At 46.1% G+C, this 17925-nt stretch carries 16 protein-coding genes, 1 pseudogene and 1 riboswitch; of the genes and pseudogenes, 10 read left to right on the forward strand and 7 right to left on the reverse strand.

The window, feature by feature from the left end:
• Positions 1-131 precede the first annotated feature (131 nt).
• A pseudogene (locus ACQEXP_RS15715) lies at positions 132-1046 on the reverse strand (YifB family Mg chelatase-like AAA ATPase); the annotation flags it as partial.
• Between the two features lie 477 nt (positions 1047-1523).
• Between ACQEXP_RS15715 and ilvG the strand changes: the two are divergent.
• The 6 genes from ilvG to ACQEXP_RS15745 all read left to right on the forward strand — a co-directional run bounded on the left by ilvG (position 1524) and on the right by ACQEXP_RS15745 (position 9002).
• Positions 1524-3170, forward strand: a complete 1647-nt coding sequence (gene ilvG, locus ACQEXP_RS15720) for an acetolactate synthase 2 catalytic subunit (protein ID WP_426970882.1) — start codon at positions 1524-1526, stop codon at positions 3168-3170.
• A gap of 1 nt (position 3171) precedes the next feature.
• Positions 3172-3456: an acetolactate synthase 2 small subunit gene (ilvM, locus tag ACQEXP_RS15725; RefSeq protein WP_171760864.1), complete on the forward strand. Its 285-nt coding sequence runs from the start codon at positions 3172-3174 to the stop codon at positions 3454-3456.
• 11 nt (positions 3457-3467) lie between these two features.
• On the forward strand, positions 3468-4415 hold the full coding sequence (gene ilvE, locus ACQEXP_RS15730; protein ID WP_426970883.1) for a branched-chain-amino-acid transaminase: 948 nt from the start codon (positions 3468-3470) through the stop codon (positions 4413-4415).
• A 12-nt stretch (positions 4416-4427) separates the two neighbouring features.
• Complete coding sequence (ilvD, locus tag ACQEXP_RS15735; protein ID WP_426970885.1) at positions 4428-6269, forward strand: dihydroxy-acid dehydratase; 1842 nt, start codon at positions 4428-4430, stop codon at positions 6267-6269.
• Positions 6270-6272: 3 nt separating this feature from the next.
• Positions 6273-7802, forward strand: a complete 1530-nt coding sequence (gene ilvA / locus ACQEXP_RS15740; protein WP_426970887.1) for a threonine ammonia-lyase, biosynthetic — start codon at positions 6273-6275, stop codon at positions 7800-7802.
• A gap of 219 nt (positions 7803-8021) precedes the next feature.
• Positions 8022-9002: an MDR family oxidoreductase gene (locus ACQEXP_RS15745; RefSeq protein ID WP_331417326.1), complete on the forward strand. Its 981-nt coding sequence runs from the start codon at positions 8022-8024 to the stop codon at positions 9000-9002.
• A 59-nt stretch (positions 9003-9061) separates the two neighbouring features.
• On the opposite strand, the gene ACQEXP_RS15750 is transcribed toward ACQEXP_RS15745, so the two are convergent.
• Positions 9062-10003: a LysR family transcriptional regulator gene (locus ACQEXP_RS15750; protein ID WP_269378283.1), complete on the reverse strand. Its 942-nt coding sequence runs from the start codon at positions 10001-10003 to the stop codon at positions 9062-9064.
• 154 nt (positions 10004-10157) lie between these two features.
• On the reverse strand, positions 10158-10349 hold the full coding sequence (locus ACQEXP_RS15755) for a hypothetical protein (protein ID WP_071985918.1): 192 nt from the start codon (positions 10347-10349) through the stop codon (positions 10158-10160).
• Positions 10350-10483: 134 nt separating this feature from the next.
• Here ACQEXP_RS15755 and tusA point away from each other — a divergent pair, with 134 nt between their 5' ends.
• Positions 10484-10732, forward strand: a complete 249-nt coding sequence (gene tusA, locus ACQEXP_RS15760; RefSeq protein WP_138972849.1) for a sulfurtransferase TusA — start codon at positions 10484-10486, stop codon at positions 10730-10732.
• A gap of 50 nt (positions 10733-10782) precedes the next feature.
• On the opposite strand, the gene ACQEXP_RS15765 is transcribed toward tusA, so the two are convergent.
• Both ACQEXP_RS15765 and ACQEXP_RS15770 read right to left on the reverse strand, forming a co-directional pair.
• Positions 10783-11043: a hypothetical protein gene (locus ACQEXP_RS15765; RefSeq protein ID WP_269378323.1), complete on the reverse strand. Its 261-nt coding sequence runs from the start codon at positions 11041-11043 to the stop codon at positions 10783-10785.
• Positions 11044-11204: 161 nt separating this feature from the next.
• A complete protein-coding gene (locus ACQEXP_RS15770; RefSeq protein ID WP_426970890.1) occupies positions 11205-11759 on the reverse strand; it encodes a TMEM165/GDT1 family protein in 555 nt (184 codons plus the stop codon).
• A gap of 90 nt (positions 11760-11849) precedes the next feature.
• A riboswitch (yybP-ykoY riboswitch) is annotated at positions 11850-11988 on the reverse strand.
• Between the two features lie 211 nt (positions 11989-12199).
• On the opposite strand from ACQEXP_RS15770, the gene glyQ reads away from it, so the two are divergent.
• The 3 genes from glyQ to ACQEXP_RS15785 all read left to right on the forward strand — a co-directional run bounded on the left by glyQ (position 12200) and on the right by ACQEXP_RS15785 (position 16735).
• Positions 12200-13123: a glycine--tRNA ligase subunit alpha gene (glyQ, locus tag ACQEXP_RS15775; protein WP_138972852.1), complete on the forward strand. Its 924-nt coding sequence runs from the start codon at positions 12200-12202 to the stop codon at positions 13121-13123.
• Between the two features lie 2 nt (positions 13124-13125).
• Positions 13126-15192 (forward strand): glycine--tRNA ligase subunit beta, encoded by a 2067-nt coding sequence (gene glyS / locus ACQEXP_RS15780; RefSeq protein ID WP_269378279.1) that lies wholly within the window; start codon positions 13126-13128, stop codon positions 15190-15192.
• A gap of 292 nt (positions 15193-15484) precedes the next feature.
• Positions 15485-16735, forward strand: coding sequence for a valine--pyruvate transaminase (locus ACQEXP_RS15785; protein ID WP_426970892.1), 1251 nt, complete (start codon positions 15485-15487; stop codon positions 16733-16735).
• 49 nt (positions 16736-16784) lie between these two features.
• Here ACQEXP_RS15785 and ACQEXP_RS15790 read toward each other — a convergent pair whose 3' ends face one another.
• Positions 16785-17174, reverse strand: a complete 390-nt coding sequence (locus ACQEXP_RS15790) for a hypothetical protein (RefSeq protein ID WP_269378276.1) — start codon at positions 17172-17174, stop codon at positions 16785-16787.
• A gap of 121 nt (positions 17175-17295) precedes the next feature.
• Positions 17296-17730, reverse strand: coding sequence for an Hsp20 family protein (locus tag ACQEXP_RS15795; RefSeq protein ID WP_269378274.1), 435 nt, complete (start codon positions 17728-17730; stop codon positions 17296-17298).
• Between the last annotated feature and the right edge of the window lie 195 nt (positions 17731-17925).

Consider the following 17925-nt stretch of genomic DNA (forward strand, 5'->3'; position numbering starts at 1 on the left):
TTGACAACTCATAATCACCTTAGTTGTCACACCGACTACTGTCAACGTAAATTGAGGTATAAACTTTCAAAATAAACCTTTAAAATCATTATATTACCACAAATCTGACAGCAAATAGGTATTAGGATTATTGGCGTCTCATCAAGAAACAACAAACCATTGTGGGCAAGTGAAATCTCACCCGGTCTCGGAATAGAGCCACCTCCCACTAAGGCTGCCATTGAACTTGTATGGTGTGGAGCGCGAAATGGTCTCTGCTTCCAGTTATGAACATTAATCTCTTGTTGTGTCAGTGAAGCGATCGAAGCAGTTTCTAACGCTTCTTGATCGGACATCTCGGGTAATAAATCACACAGCCTCGACGCCAACATCGTTTTGCCTGTCCCGGGAGGGCCTAGAAAAAGCAAATTGTGGTTACCAGCAGCGGCAATTTCCAAGGCGCGTTTGCCTTGTTGCTGACCAATAATGTCCTGCATGTCACGCTGTAAATACGACTGACTATCCTGGTATTCGCTTTGGTGAAGAGACAAGGGTTGCTGACCCGAAAGGTCTGCACACACCTCTAGTAGACTGCGAGCTGATTTATGCCGTTCCGCCCCAACCAACGCCGCTTGATCACCATTTTGATGTGGTACAACTAAGCTACGTTTAACACGATTGGCGGCTAAAGCAGCAGGTAGAACACCTTTGACGTATCTCAGTTCACCTGACAGTGCCAATTCACCAATAAATTCTCGCTCAGATAAAGCGACGGTAGGTATTTGCTCTGAAGCGGCCAAGATACCCAACGCAATGGGCAAATCAAATCTCCCTCCCTCTTTGGGAAGATCGGCGGGAGCAAGATTCACCGTAATTCGTTTCGCTGGAAACTCAAAGCGTGAATTCACAATGGCGCTGCGAACTCTATCTCGTGATTCTTTAACCGTCGTTTCGGGTAACCCAACCAAACAAAAACCGGGCATACCATTACTAATATGTACTTCGACTGTCACCGAAGGTGCTTCAACCCCCACACACGCTCGACTGTGAATAATGGCTAATCCCATAGTGAATCCATCTTGTAGATGCTCATTATTTATCCCCCTGATAGTTAGTTCATTTTCTTATCAAGGTTGTTATATAGCTTGGCTAGATGCTGAGAGAATGTGAAAAAAGAATGAGTTTTTGCTTGTCATTTAACGGATATGTATGTTACCACTAGAGACGCAAACATTTTCGTGCCCTATTCGGCACACATAACTATAGAAAATAAGATGAACTTTAACGCCCGCACTAACGCACTGATTGCCCTGATTATCGTGGTCATTATTGACACCGCGCGGGGTCTAGTGGGCGAAAGATAACCACAGAATAGAAAAAACCCCCGCACTGCAAAGTCCGGGGGTTTTTTTACAATTAGTACGCTGAAAAATTTGGCTGACATAAATTTAAAGCTCATTAATAGAGCTTGCAGGAAGAATGGGAGCGCACATGACGTGCAATAAAACACAACATCAAGATAAGGACAGCCGAGGGGGTAGAGGATGACAGGTGCAGAGCTAGTCGTAGCTGCTCTACAACAGCAAGGAATCAAAACCGTTTTTGGTTACCCTGGCGGTGCCATTATGCCAATCTATGACGCACTATATGATGGTGGCGTTGAACATATCCTCTGTCGCCATGAACAAGGTGCAGCAATGGCTGCAATTGGTATGGCTCGAGCAACACAAAGTGTCGCCGTATGCATGGCCACTTCAGGTCCCGGTGCTACAAACTTAGTGACAGGTTTGGCCGATGCTTTCATGGACTCTATTCCGCTAGTTGCCATTACTGGTCAGGTTGCGAGTTCGCACATTGGTACTGACGCATTTCAGGAAATGGATGTCATAGGAATGTCACTATCCTGTACCAAACACAGCTATCTCGTTACCGACATCAATGAACTGGCCCCCACATTGGCCGAAGCATTTGAAGTAGCTAAAACTGGCCGCCCAGGCCCTGTGATCGTGGATATCGCTAAAGATGTACAGCTTGGGCAAGCTCCTGTTGAGCTACTACCACCATTTACTCCACCTGCAATGCCCGTTGCCAGCCAAGAAGCAATAGCTAAAGCTCAGGAGCTTCTTTCACAAAGTTCTCGTCCTGTTCTTTATGTTGGTGGTGGCGTACAACTAGGTCACGCAACCAACGCCGTGCGCGAATTCTTGCGTCTAAACCCTATGCCGTCAGTCAGTACACTTAAAGGCTTGGGCACTATCGAGCGTCACGATCCACATTACCTAGGTATGCTAGGGATGCACGGAACCAAGGCTGCAAACCTTGTTGTTCAAGAGTGTGACCTTCTGATTGCCGTTGGCGCACGTTTCGATGACCGTGTTACTGGTAAGCTAGACACTTTCGCTCCCAATGCCAAAGTTATCCATATCGATATCGATGCAGCTGAAATTCATAAACTTCGCCAAGCAAACGCTCCAGTTCGTGCAGAGATTCCAGCCGTTCTTCCTCATCTTGAACTGACTCAAGATATTACGCCTTGGGTTAAACACAGTGAAAGTCTGCGCAGTGGATTTAAGTGGCGCTATGACCACCCTGGTGATCTGATCTACGCACCGGGACTACTCAAGCAGCTTTCTGACCTCATGCCAGATAGTTCGATTGTTTCAACAGATGTTGGTCAACACCAAATGTGGGCAGCTCAGCATATTCAGCCTCGTGATCCGCAGAACTTCATCACTTCGGCAGGTCTTGGCACCATGGGCTTTGGCTTGCCAGCAGCAATGGGCGCCGCAGTAGCTCGTCCTGTTGATCAGTCTATTCTCATTACGGGTGATGGTTCGTTTATGATGAACGTGCAGGAGCTTGGAACACTAAAACGTCGCCAAATTCCTGTAAAAATCGTACTACTCAACAACCAACGCTTAGGCATGGTGCGCCAATGGCAATCATTGTTTTTCGATGGCCGCCACAGCGAAACTATCTTAGATGATAACCCTGATTTTGTAATGCTAGCCAAAGCCTTTGATATTCCTGGTAAAACCATCACCAAGAAAGAAGAAGTTGAGCCAGCACTAAAAGAGATGCTAGAAAGTAACACGTCATACCTTCTTCATGTTTTAATCGATGAGGAAGAGAATGTCTGGCCACTTGTACCACCAGGTGCATCAAACAATGACATGCTGGAGAACACATAACATGGAAAGATACTTAATCGACATTAAAGCAGACGACAAACCCGTTCTGCTAGAACGTGTACTTCGCGTTGTTCGTCATCGTGGCTTCACTGTTAAACAGGTGGCAGGCACACAAAACCACGAAAGCAAAATCGCCAGCGTAGAGATCATCGTTGATAGCGACCGCCCAATCTCGTTCCTAACCAATCAGATCGAGAAGCTTTGGGACGTGCGCACCGTTGAAGTCACGCAAATTGCGCGAGATGAATTACCAAATAACAACTTACAACAAAAGATTTGTGCATAAGGAAGGCAATAATGGCTACAAAAACAGCAGATTACATTTGGTTTAATGGTGAGATGGTTCCTTGGGCGGAGGCAAACGTACACGTTTTGACTCACGCGATGCACTACGGCACTTCAGTATTTGAAGGCGTACGCTGCTACAACACACCAAATGGTCCAATTGTCTTCCGTCATCTAGAGCATGCGAAGCGTCTGAAAGATTCAGCAAAAATATACCGTTTCCCGATTCCATACACGATTGAAGAAATCATGGAAGCAACGCGTGATACTCTGCGTCAAAACAAACTAGACAGCGCTTACATCCGTCCACTCGGTTTTGTGGGTAACGTTGGCCTTGGTGTTTGTCCACCTGTAGGCACAGAGATGGAGCTTATCATTGCTGCGTTTCCTTGGGGTTCTTACCTAGGTGAAGATGCGCTAGAAAAAGGTGTAGATGCCATGATTTCTAGCTGGAACCGCGCTGCGCCAAATACCATTCCAACCGCAGCAAAAGCTGGTGGTAACTACCTTTCTTCTCTACTGGTTGGTGGTGAAGCTCGTCGCCACGGATATGCTGAAGGCATCGCACTCAGCGTTGATGGTTACCTATCTGAAGGTGCAGGTGAAAACATTTTTGTGGTTAAAGATGGCGTGATCTGCACTCCACCAGCAACCAGCGCTATCCTACCAGGCATTACTCGTGACTCCATCATGACCATCGCTCGCGATCGTGGTTACGAAGTGCGTGAAGCTAACATTGCTCGTGAAGCACTGTACCTTGCAGACGAAGTATTCATGACAGGTACCGCCGCAGAAATCGTTCCTGTTGCGACGATCGACAAAATTGAAGTGGGTAGCGGTAAACGCGGCCCTATCACTAAAGAGCTGCAAGAAGCTTACTTCGGCCTATTCAACGGTACGACTGAAGATAAATGGGGTTGGCTAGATTACGTTTACCCAGAGAACGCACCGGCAAAATAAGGAAGTAGTAAGATGCCTAAATATAGATCAGCAACCACCACTCATGGACGCAACATGGCGGGTGCGCGCGCTTTATGGCGTGCGACCGGTGTTAAAGATGAAGACTTTGGTAAGCCAATCATTGCGGTAGTGAACTCATTTACTCAATTTGTACCAGGTCACGTTCACCTTAAAGACATGGGTCAGTTAGTCGCTCGTGAAATTGAGAAAGCAGGCGGTATCGCTAAAGAATTTAATACGATCGCGGTAGACGATGGCATCGCGATGGGTCACGGTGGCATGCTCTACTCGCTACCATCACGTGAACTGATTGCTGACTCAGTAGAATACATGGTCAATGCTCACTGTGCTGATGCCATGGTCTGTATCTCGAACTGTGACAAAATCACTCCGGGGATGCTAATGGCGTCAATGCGCCTCAACATCCCTGTAATTTTCGTCTCTGGCGGCCCTATGGAAGCGGGTAAAACCAAGCTTTCTGATCAAATCATCAAACTAGACCTTGTTGATGCCATGATCCAAGGTGCTGACCCGAAAGTTTCTGACGAACAAAGCGAACAGATCGAGCGTTCAGCGTGTCCAACCTGTGGTTCATGTTCAGGTATGTTCACAGCTAACTCAATGAACTGTCTGACTGAAGCTCTAGGCTTATCTCAGCCAGGTAACGGCTCAATGCTCGCGACTCACGCAGACCGTGAAGCACTATTTATCAACGCTGGTAAACGTATCGTTGAACTGACAAAACGTTACTACGAACACGATGACGCCTCGGCTCTACCACGTAATATCGCGACCTTTGACGCATTCGAAAATGCGATGGCATTGGACATTGCGATGGGTGGTTCAACCAATACCATCCTGCACCTATTGGCGGCTGCACAAGAAGGTGACGTTGACTTTGATATGGAAGACATCGACCGCCTATCTCGTCAGGTACCACATCTATGTAAAGTGGCGCCATCTACGCAGAAATACCACATGGAAGACGTGCACCGCGCTGGTGGTGTAATGGCTATCCTTGGTGAGCTTGACCGCGCTGGACTGCTACACAGCGATGCACGTACCGTACTCGGTCTTTCTATGAAAGAGCAGTTGGCCAAGTACGACATCATGCAGACCGAAGATGAAGAGGTTCTAAAATTCTTCCGCGCGGGTCCTGCAGGCATTCGTACTACTAAAGCATTCTCGCAAGATTGCCGTTGGGATCGTCTAGATGATGACCGCAAAGAAGGTTGTATCCGCACGAAAGAAAATGCCTTCAGTCAGGAGGGTGGCTTAGCCGTTCTTTCAGGCAACATCGCTCTCGATGGTTGTATCGTAAAAACAGCAGGGGTGGATGAAAGCATCCTTAAATTTACCGGTCCGGCTGTCGTCTTCGAAAGCCAAGAAGATGCCGTTGAGGGTATTCTGGGCGGCAAAGTGAAAGCTGGCGATGTGGTCATTATTCGCTACGAAGGCCCTAAAGGTGGCCCTGGTATGCAAGAGATGTTGTACCCAACGACTTACCTCAAATCTATGGGTTTAGGTAAAGAGTGTGCCCTGCTGACTGACGGTCGATTCTCAGGCGGAACATCAGGACTATCCATCGGTCACGCTTCTCCTGAAGCGGCCAATGGTGGTGCTATCGGTCTGGTAAAAGAAGGCGATATGATCGCAATTGATATTCCTAACCGTTCAATCTCTCTTGAGGTTTCAGAACAGGAACTTGCTGAGCGCCGTGCAAAACAAGACGAACTTGGCTGGAAACCAGTTGATCGTCAACGTGAAGTATCATTTGCACTAAAAGCTTACGCGAGTATGGCGACCAGTGCTGACAAAGGTGCGGTACGAGATAAATCTAAGCTAGAGGGCTAGCTTATGACGCTTACGCAACAAACTGGCGCAGACTATCTGCGCCAGATCTTAAGAGCTCCAGTTTACGAAGTGGCGACCGTTACGCCACTTCAGGATATGCCTCGTCTTTCGGCTCGTATTGGCAATAACGTTCAAATTAAACGTGAAGACCGCCAACCAGTACACTCGTTCAAACTGCGAGGTGCGTACAATATGGTCGCGAGTTTGAACGATGAACAGAAATCCGCAGGGGTGATCGCTGCGTCGGCCGGCAACCATGCACAAGGCATGGCGTTATCGGGTACGAAACTAGGCATAAAAACGACCATTGTCATGCCTAAAACGACACCGGATATCAAGGTAGAAGCGGTGCGCGGATTTGGCGGCAATGTGGTTCTACATGGTAGCAACTTTGATGAAGCTAAAGCGGAAGCTGAACGTTTGTCGGCTGAGCATGGTTACACCTTTGTTCCTCCGTTTGATCACCCTTTGGTCATTGCTGGTCAGGGAACAATTGGAATGGAGATGCTGCAACAAAATGGTCATCTCGATTACATCTTTGTCCCTGTTGGTGGTGGTGGTCTTGCTGCGGGCGTTGCTGTTTTAGTCAAACAACTGATGCCTGAGATAAAAGTCATTGCTGTTGAACCAGAAGATTCCTCTTGTCTGAAAGCCGCTCTAGACGCAGGAGAGCCTGTCGTCTTAGATCAAGTGAGTATGTTTGCTGACGGCGTAGCCGTAAAACGTATCGGAGAAGAGACATTCCGCCTTTGCCAAAAATACATTGATGGACACATTTCGGTATCCAGCGATGAAATCTGCTCTGCGGTAAAAGATATCTTTGAGGATACCCGTGCGATTGCCGAACCTTCTGGTGCACTGGCTCTGGCTGGACTAAAGAAATTTGCAGAAAAGAATGAACTCAAGGGTAAAAACCTTGGAACCGTTTTATCAGGCGCAAACACTAACTTCCACGGTCTGCGTTACGTCTCCGAGCGTTGCGAACTTGGTGAAAAACGTGAAGGCCTGCTAGCTGTCACGATTCCTGAACGCCAAGGGGCATTCTTCGAATTTTGTAACTTAATTGGTGGCCGTGCCGTCACTGAGTTTAACTACCGTTACAATGATGATTCTTTAGCGAATATCTTCGTCGGTGTTCGTCTGCAGGGTGGTCAAGAAGAGTTAGAACATATCATTCATGATCTACGTAACGGCGGCTACCCAGTGGTTGATTTGTCAGATGACGAAATGGCAAAACTGCATATTCGCTACATGATTGGTGGAAAGCCATCTAAACCACTGAAAGAACGTCTCTATAGTTTTGAGTTTCCTGAGTACCCCGGCGCTCTGCTTAAATTTTTAAGTACCCTAGGAACACACTGGAATATTAGCCTGTTCAACTACCGCAACCATGGTGCTGACTATGGTCGAGTACTGTGTGGCTTTGAATTGGATGAGTCAGATCTCTCTCAATTCTCAGCTCATCTGCGTGAATTGGGTTATCAGTGCAAAGACGAAACCGACAACCCGTCGTATAAGTTCTTCCTTTCCTAGTCAGGATACCCTCAATACTCAGCCTCTTGCTTTCAGTAAGAGGCTTTTTTATTTGGCTTTAGCGATTTTTCGCTCTCAACCGCTAACACTAACTGTCTGCTTATTGGACAGAATGCGTGATACGCATAGATATAATGCTAAAGTTTCATTTTAGTCATACCTTATTTAGGTCTACACTCAATTCTGTTTTTTAATTGCTGCCCGTGGTGGAGACGACAAATGTTTAACGCACTGATCCTAAACCAAGAAGACAAACGCACTATTGCTTCCATCGAGCAAATCGATGAATCACAACTCCCTCAAGGTGAAGTCCTAATCGATGTCGATTACTCATCTCTCAACTACAAAGATGGTTTGGCTATCACTGGTAAAGGCAAAATTATTCGTAATTTTCCAATGGTGCCTGGTATTGATATGGCGGGAACCGTTGTCAGCTCTGAAGACAATCGCTACCAAGCGGGTGACAAAGTTGTACTCACCGGCTGGGGTGTGGGTGAAAACCACTGGGGTGGCATGGCTCAGCGTGCTCGTTTACAAGCAGACTGGCTAGTCCCACTGCCAAAAGGTATCGACAGCAAAAAAGCCATGATGGTAGGAACCGCAGGTTTTACTGGTATGTTGTGTGTGCAAGCTCTGCTTGATGCCGGCATCACACCAGAGTCCGGTGAAGTACTAGTAACGGGTGCGAGTGGCGGTGTTGGCTCGGTTGCGGTATCGCTGCTGGCAGCGTTGGGCTACCAAGTCACAGCTGTCACCGGACGTGTCGAACAAAATGGTCCACTACTAGAGAAACTTGGCGCTAGCCGAATCATTGACCGAGCGGAATTTGAAGAACCTGCGCGCCCACTAGAAAAACAAGTTTGGGCGGGTGCGGTGGATACCGTAGGCAGTAAGGTGCTAGCGAAAGTTCTTGCACAAATGGATTATAACGGCGCTGTAGCAGCATGTGGGCTTGCTGGCGGCTTCGACCTACCAACAACCGTCATGCCGTTTATTCTACGTAACGTACGTCTACAAGGCGTTGACTCGGTGATGTGCCCAACCGAAAAACGTATTGCGGCGTGGGAGAGACTGGTTGAGCTCCTTCCAGAAAGCTACTTTGAACAAGCATGTACAGAGATTGAGCTTCAAGATGCACCAAAATACGCTGAAGATATCACCAATGGTCAAGTAACAGGTCGAGTGGTGATCAAACTTTAGCGGCAGCAAAACTCAAAGAGCCAGCACCTGTAATGCTGGCTCTTATTGATTCTGCCTGTCTAGTCTAACCCAATATCTTCTATTCGCTTGGCAATTAAACGACTACATTCTTCTTTAACTATCCCACGCAGCCACTCCTGAGAAGGTGAATGTTCACAGCGGGGATGCCAAATCATTGAATAATCAAAGGGCGTAAACTGAAACGGCAACGGCTTGATGAGCAAATCATACCGTTCAGCAACTAAGTACGCCAAATCAGCAGGCACGGTAATAATGATTGGCATGGTATCCACAATCGCCAACGCCGCCTCAAGATGATATGCCCTTAACACCATTTTCCGCTCAGGTTGATCAATCAAAGCCTGCTCAATCAGTGCCTTAACGCCATCACTGATCGCGATCATCGCATGCGGATAGGTCAAATAATCCGATAGGCTCATCTCTTTATCTGCTAAAGGATGCTGTTTTGAGAGCAAGCAAAGCACACCTACCCTTCCAAGAATTTCACTGCGTAGCGGTTCGACTGGGCCAATAGGTCGGCAGATGGCTAAGTCTGCTCCTTGATAAGTCAGTTGATCAGCGAGTCTGTCATGTTGCAGAGGTAGGAAGTTAAACGAAACATTCGGCGCTTCTTGATAGATTCGCGGTAGAGCAAAGGGCAGTATGGTTTGCATCGCGTAATCTGTGGTCGCTATATTGAACGTCTGATCGCAGCTCCTTGGCTCAAACTCTAATGGTGACAACAGCTGACGAAGAGATTCGAGAGGTTCACCCAAAGCCTGATCGATTTCCAGCGCTTTTTGAGTTGGGATCAAGTGCTGACCTTGCCGAGTAAACAGTGGATCGGAGAGCATTTCACGTAAACGCCCCAGAACTCGACTCATAGCCGATTGACTGAGGTTAAGGCGGTTTGCCGCTTTGCTGACGCTGCACTCCTCGATAAGAACACGAAGCGCCACCAACAAGCTAAGATCACGACGATAAATGTCTTCTAATTCCACGTTTAACCATCATTTTTTGAAAAGGTGTCTGCAATTGTACCTTTTTCAGGCAAAAAAAATCCCGCTTTTCAGCGGGGAAGCCCAAGAAAACTGGGGATAGTGTCGGAATGTAGTTGAGCGTAGTGACAGAAATGAATGACCGTTGGAAGCGCAATCATCCATTCTCTTGCTCTTCAGATGCGCTCGGCCAGCGATGCATCTCGAGCCAGATCCCTACAACCGTCGCACCCATGCCGAGTAGCGGCATAAACGAAGACGATTCTGCTGGTGAACGTAAAACAAGAGCGCAGAAAGAGATAAAGCACAACACTGAATAGATTGTTAACCGATCTAATGCTGTCAACATAATAGCTCCCTCGTTCAAATGTTACCAACTTGTTAACTAAGTTAAAACAAAATGATCCATTTGCCAAGGGGTTATTGAATATTTTTTCTTCACTAGTATTATCTAGGCCAAATTAGGTAACCAAAGATACGACCATGACATTCAATATCGAGCAGGCAAATCAAACATTAGAGGCAGAAGGACTACGCTGCCCAGAGCCAGTGATGATGGTCAGGAAGACAATTCGAAACATGCAAGATGGTGAGGTTCTGCTTGTTAAAGCCGATGACCCATCAACGACCCGTGACATTCCCAGTTTCTGCCGCTTTATGGATCATCAGTTAATCGGTTCTCAGACAGAACAACTGCCATACCTATATTTAATTAAGAAAGGAATGGCATAGAGGCCATTAGCAAGAGATGAAAAAACGGCTGCCCTAGGGCAGCCGCTACTTTATTCGTCGTATTCTATGGTGTGAACTTCAGCCTGAAGTTTATTGATCTGCTTTCTCATGGCACGCATCTCTTCATGCATCGGTATTATGTGAGCGACTCGAATCCAAGCCTCAACCGTCAATCCAGTCAAAATGAACGTACCCGCAACAATGGGCAACCACATGTCCGTTAGCACCAAAGCCAGCAAACACAACACAAGGCCAAAGGTGAACAAGTAACTCTGACTTCTAGGGGTGATCCCCGTATAACGTGTAAGCATCATATCGCCCTCTCGCTATCATTCACATGGTTAAATTACCATGACAAACATGACACTAATATGTCAGCGATCACGTCTACGAACGATTTCAATCGATACTTTGAACTGACGCATTCTAAAGGCTAGCTATTGATATTTAACACCATATCCTTAGCAAACTACTAGTAAATTGCAGCACCAGTCGCTAAGGCGATGAATAGCAAAGCGGTCACTTTTCGGATCAAATCCAGTGGCATTTTGTCTGCTGACAGTTTACCGATCAGTACCACAGGCACATTGGCCAAAAGCATACCTATGGTGGTGCCAAGAACAACCCAACTCAGAGCATCCGCATATTGCGCACCTAAAATTGAGGTTGCGATTTGCGTTTTATCTCCGATCTCAGCGACAAAAAATGCAATAAAACTGGCGATGAAAGGTCCTCGATTCGAAATCTCTTCATCGTCATCAAGTTTGTCTGGAATCAGTACCCAAGCGGCCATAGCAACGAAACTGACCACCAGCACCCATTTTAAAACTTCCGGTGAAAGATAATCAGCAACGACAACACCTAGCCATGCTGCTAACGCGTGGTTGGCAATGGTGGCAAGAAAAATGGCTGCGATAATGGGTATAGGTTTACGGTATCGACTCGCTAACAGGAGTGACAATAATTGAGTTTTATCACCGATTTCCGCCAGTGCGACGGTGGTAATAGAAATAGCTAAAACGCTCACGACATGCTCTTTTGAGGTAGGGATTATTTTTAACCAAAGACAAACCTCATGCCCCACCCCGGTTCATGATGATTTGTCTAAGGTCTTGCTAAACACGAGTGACGTTTTTGATTGTTATCTGTCACTACTCGTCTCGAACGCCATGATGATTTTGCATCAATTATGTTGACGAACGAACCTACTATCCCAGTGTTGATAAATAGGTAAGCTACTCCCCAAAGACAGCGGAATTCTATCGATCCCCTTGCCGATTCTCAAGTAGGAAACTACAAATAAACTCCCTTTTAGGAAAATTTGGTTAGATAAGGCAGAAAAATTCTATTAAAGGGGATTTTTGCCTATGAATTAGTCAAGATTACCTCTACTCCCATGCCTAATATCTGGGTATACTTGATTGTTATTTTTTATCAATTTTAGACACAAGAATCGCGCGAATTACTATGCAAAAATACGATATCAAAACCTTCCAGGGAATGATCCTCGCGCTGCAGGATTACTGGGCACAAAATGGCTGCACAATCGTTCAGCCTCTAGATATGGAAGTAGGTGCAGGCACCTCTCACCCAATGACATGTCTACGTGCACTTGGCCCAGAGCCAATGTCGACAGCTTACGTTCAACCTTCACGTCGTCCAACCGATGGCCGTTATGGTGAAAACCCGAACCGTCTGCAGCACTACTATCAGTTCCAAGTAGCTCTAAAACCATCTCCAGATAACATTCAGGAGTTGTACCTAGGCTCGCTTGAAGTTCTTGGTATCGACCCGCTAGTTCACGACATCCGCTTCGTAGAAGATAACTGGGAAAACCCAACACTAGGTGCATGGGGTCTTGGTTGGGAAGTGTGGCTAAACGGCATGGAAGTGACTCAGTTTACTTACTTCCAGCAAGTGGGCGGCCTTGAGTGTAAACCAGTAACTGGCGAAATCACTTACGGTATCGAGCGTCTAGCTATGTACATTCAAGAAGTGGACTCAGTTTACGATCTAGTGTGGAACGTTGCTCCAGACGGTAGCAAAGTCACTTACGGTGATATCTTCCACCAAAACGAAGTTGAACAATCTACGTACAACTTTGAACACGCAGACGTAGATTTCCTATTTAGCTTCTTCGATCAGTGTGAAAAAGAGTCTAAGCAACTACTGGAGCTTGAGAAACCTCTTCCTCTACCTGCTTACGAGCGCATCCTGAAAGCGGCACACGCCTTCAACCTACTTGATGCACGTAAAGCAATCTCTGTAACTGAGCGTCAACGTTACATCCTTCGTATCCGCAACCTGACTAAGTCAGTTGCAGAAGCCTACTACGCATCTCGCGAAGCGCTTGGCTTCCCTATGTGTAAAAAAGAAGGTGAGGAGAAGTAATCATGGCTAAAGAATTTCTAATTGAACTCGGTACAGAAGAGCTACCACCAACGCAACTTCGTACATTAGCAGAAGCGTTCGCAGCAAACTTCGAAGCGGAGCTAAAAGGTGCAGACGTTGAACACCAAGGTGTGAAATGGTATGCCGCTCCTCGTCGTTTAGCTCTTAAAGTGTCAGCACTGGCTGAAGGTCAAGCAGACAAAGTCGTTGAAAAGCGTGGCCCTGCTGTTGCTGCTGCTTTCGATGCTGAAGGTAACGCAACCAAAGCAGCACAAGGCTGGGCTCGCGGCTGTGGTATCACAGTTGACCAAGCTGAGCGCATGGTCACGGACAAGGGTGAATGGCTACTGTTCAAACAAGAAGTAAAAGGCCAAGCAACCTCAGAAATCGTTGTGGAACTTGCTGCTAAAGCTCTTGCTGATCTACCAATCGCAAAACCAATGCGTTGGGGCGATAAAGCAACACAATTTATCCGTCCAGTGAAAACACTAACCATGCTTATGGGTTCGGATCTGATCGAAGGTGAAATCCTTGGTGTTGCGTCAAGCCGTACTATCCGTGGTCACCGCTTCATGGGTGAACAAGAGTTCACTATCGACTCTGCAGAGCAATACCCAGCGATTCTAGAAGAACGCGGTAAAGTAATGGCAGATTACGAAGCACGTAAAGCGATCATTCTTGCTGACGCACAAAAAGCAGCAGCAGCCGTTGGTGGTATTGCCGATCTAGAAGACGACTTAGTAGAAGAAGTAACTTCTCTTGTTGAGTGGCCTGTTGTACTTACTGCAAAGTTCGAAGAAAAGTTCCTAAAAGTGCCTTCTGAAGCTTTGGTTTACACCATGAAAGGTGACCAAAAGTACTTCCCTGTATACGATGAAAACAAGCAACTGCTACCAAACTTCATCTTTGTATCAAATATCGAATCAAAAGAGCCTCGCTACGTAATCGAAGGTAACGAGAAGGTTGTACGTCCACGTCTAGCGGATGCAGAATTCTTCTTTAACACTGACCGCAAGCGTCCTCTTATCGACCGTCTTCCTGAGCTAGAGCAAGCTATCTTCCAAAAGCAACTTGGTACGATCAAAGACAAAACTGACCGTATTACCGCTCTTGCTGGCTACATCGCTAAGCAGATCGACGCTGATGTTGAAAAAGCAACTCGCGCAGGTCTATTGGCTAAGTGTGATCTAATGACTTCAATGGTATTCGAATTTACCGATACTCAAGGAGTTATGGGCATGCATTACGCCAAGCATGACGGTGAAGACGAACAAGTTGCACTGGCGCTGTATGAGCAATACATGCCTCGTTTTGCTGGTGACGACCTACCAAGCACAGGTATCTCTTCAGCAGTCGCTATGGCGGACAAACTAGACACTATCGTCGGTATCTTTGGTATTGGCCAAGCACCTAAAGGCTCTGACCCATTTGCACTTCGCCGCGCTTCTCTAGGTGTACTGCGTATCATCGTTGAAAACGGCTACAACCTAGACCTCGTTGATCTTATCCGCGAAGCAAAAGTCCAGTTTGGTAACAAGCTGACCAATGACAACGTTGAGCAAGATGTTATCGAGTTCATGTTGGGTCGTTTCCGCGCTTGGTATCAAGATGCAGGCTTTAGCGTCGATATCATTCAAGCAGTACTCGCGCGTCGTCCAACCAAACCAGCAGACTTTGACCAACGTGTTAAAGCGGTATCTCACTTCCGTGAGTTGGAAGCGGCAGAAGCACTCGCAGCAGCGAATAAGCGTGTAGGCAACATCCTTGCTAAATTTGATGGTGAACTAGCAGCAGAGATCGACCTAGCTCTTCTCCAAGAAGACGCAGAAAAAGCACTAGCTGAAAGCGTAGAAGTGATGACTGAAGCTCTTGAGCCAGCGTTTGCGACAGGTAACTACCAAGAAGCATTAAGCAAGCTTGCAGACCTACGTGAACCTGTCGATGCGTTCTTCGATAACGTTATGGTTATGGCGGATGATGAAGCGCTTAAGACAAACCGTCTAACGCTACTGAACAATCTACGTAACCTATTCTTGCAAATTGCTGATATCTCACTACTACAGAAGTAAGCATTAATCGTAAGAATCGATTGAAATCACCAAGACTAAGGGAAGCAATTGCTTCCCTTTTTTTTCTTTACCTTCCAGCGAACTCGCAACAGATTGCTCACAGCAACACTCCAAACATCGATCCAATGAGACTGGATTTGTGATCAAAAAGTAAATTATTTTCTGCCATGCTTAGATTGGCTCTTTGCGTTGTACTCACATTAAGGTATGTTCAAGGATTATTCGCTTTACTAGCTGTTTCTAGTAACTCATTACACTTAAAGCAATCACAATGAATTAGGTATAACTACAAATGCAATTCTCGAAGTTTGGTGAAAAATTTAATCAGTATTCTGGTATCACACGATTGATGGATGATTTAAATGATGGTCTGCGTACCCCAGGAGCCATTATGCTCGGTGGAGGCAACCCAGCCGCGATTCCAGCTATGCTCGAAGACTTTCGCCAAACCAGTGAAGAGATGCTCGCCAGTGGCGAATTGATCGCAGCCATGGCCAATTATGATGGTCCACAAGGCAAAGATGCATTTGTTAAAGCACTCGCTAACTTATTGAAAGAGACTTATGGTTGGGATATCAGCGAGAAGAACATCAGTCTGACAAATGGCAGTCAAAGTGGTTTTTTCTACTTATTTAACCTGCTCGCAGGTCAACAGCCAGATGGTTCCCACAAAAAAATTCTGCTGCCTTTGGCTCCTGAGTATATTGGCTATGGCGATGCTGGGGTTGATGAGAACATTTTTATCTCTTACCACCCAGAGATAGAATTGCTCGATAATGGCCTATTCAAGTATCACGTCGACTTTGAGCAACTTAAGGTTGATGAATCCGTGGCGGCTATCTGTGCATCACGCCCGACTAACCCTACAGGTAATGTTCTAACGGATGAAGAAATTCACAAGTTGGACAAGCTCGCACGTGAAAACAACATTCCGCTGATTATCGATAACGCTTACGGACTACCATTCCCAAATATCATCTTCGAAGATGTACAGCCATTTTGGAATGAGAACACCATCTTATGTATGAGCCTATCAAAACTAGGTCTACCGGGTGTTCGCTGTGGAATTGTCATCGCCAATGAAGAAATCACTCAAGCAATGACGAATATGAACGGCATTATCAGTTTAGCACCGGGGAGCATTGGACCGGCGATCGCTCATCATATGATTGAAAAAGGTAACTTACTGAAACTCAGTTCAGAAGTCATTAAACCTTTCTACCAACAAAAGTCACTTCGCGCCGTTGAACTGCTGCAAAACGCAATTACCGATCCGCGTTTTCGTATTCATAAACCGGAAGGCGCTATTTTCCTTTGGTTATGGTTTGATGAGCTTCCAATCACTACCATGGAACTTTATCAGCGTCTTAAAGCACGTGGGGTATTGATTGTACCTGGCGAGTATTTCTTTATCGGCCAAGAAGATGACTGGGAACACGCTCACCAGTGTTTACGCATGAACTATGTGCAGGATGACGAGATGATGCAGAAAGGTATCAATATTATCGCTGAAGAAGTGGCGCGAGCCTATCAAGAGGCTTAATTTAATCAGAAGTAAAACAGCCCAAAGCTAAGCTTTGGGCTGTTTTCGTTTAAATTGCGCTAATATGTTCGCATTGGTAGAAGGTCGCTTCTACCGTAGAAGAACGCTGATAAACGCCGCCAAATGTAGAAGAGCCCGCAAATCCGCGATTAATATAGTTAGCACCCAGTGCCGCCGCTTCTTCACCAAAAGTAGAGTTAATCTTTTGTTCAGCATCCATACTGTCAGGGCCTAATGACACGATCCCCATGATACTTTGCGAGTTAGGGTTGTAAGCAGACTGACCTTTAAGTGTACAGTTCGCCGATTTTTCAGGGTTAGCATAAGCGATTCGAATTGTTTCACCATTTGATGCGACATAATCTGTAGCCAATGGTGCAACTAAGCTAGAACAACCAGAGACAGCAACAATCAACGCTGCCAATACCACTTTTTTCATTCTATTTTCCAAGTTTATTAATTGTCGGCGCAGAAACTACTGATGGATGGAATTGAGAGCAATAAAAAAGAGCGCTTATAGGCGCTCTTTCACTCTCAGCTCTCATTTATGAGACGGAATATTAACCTTCAATGAGTTTTTGACCATTAATAGCAATCTTACGTGGTTGCATCGCTTCAGGGATTTCGCGTTCAAGATCAATGTGGAGAAGACCATTTTCCATGCTCGCGCCGACAACTTTTACATAGTCTGCTAGCTGGAACTTACGCTCGAAATCGCGCTCTGCAATACCTTGATAAACGTATTTTTTCTCTTCTTCGGGTTTACGCTCGCCTTTGACGATCAGCATGTTGTCATTTTGAGTTAAATCTAACTGCTCTTCAGCAAAGCCCGCCACAGCCATAGTAATACGGTAGTGATTATCGTCTTGCTGCTCAATGTTGTATGGAGGGTAACCACCAGAAGAGTTCTTCGAAGAGTTCGCTTCCATCATGTTGAACAGACGATCGAAGCCAATTGCATTGCGGTATAGTGGAGTGAAATCTACAGTTCTCATAGTGCTATCCTTTTAGTAAGCAATAGTCTTAGTCGTGAGTTTGCGTGGTTCGATACTATGATCGGAGCCTTGCCGACTAAGGGACTCATTCACTATTCCTCTGGCTACCTCTGTTAGGTCTAAGCACGGGGACATAGCAACGAATCAAGTTTTAAATTGTGTGCCTTTAGGTCATCCTCTCTTGAGCGATACCTT

Origin of the sequence: Vibrio sp. TRT 1302 (assembly GCF_050113875.1) — a bacterium.
Classification (GTDB): Bacteria; Pseudomonadota; Gammaproteobacteria; order Enterobacterales; family Vibrionaceae; genus Vibrio.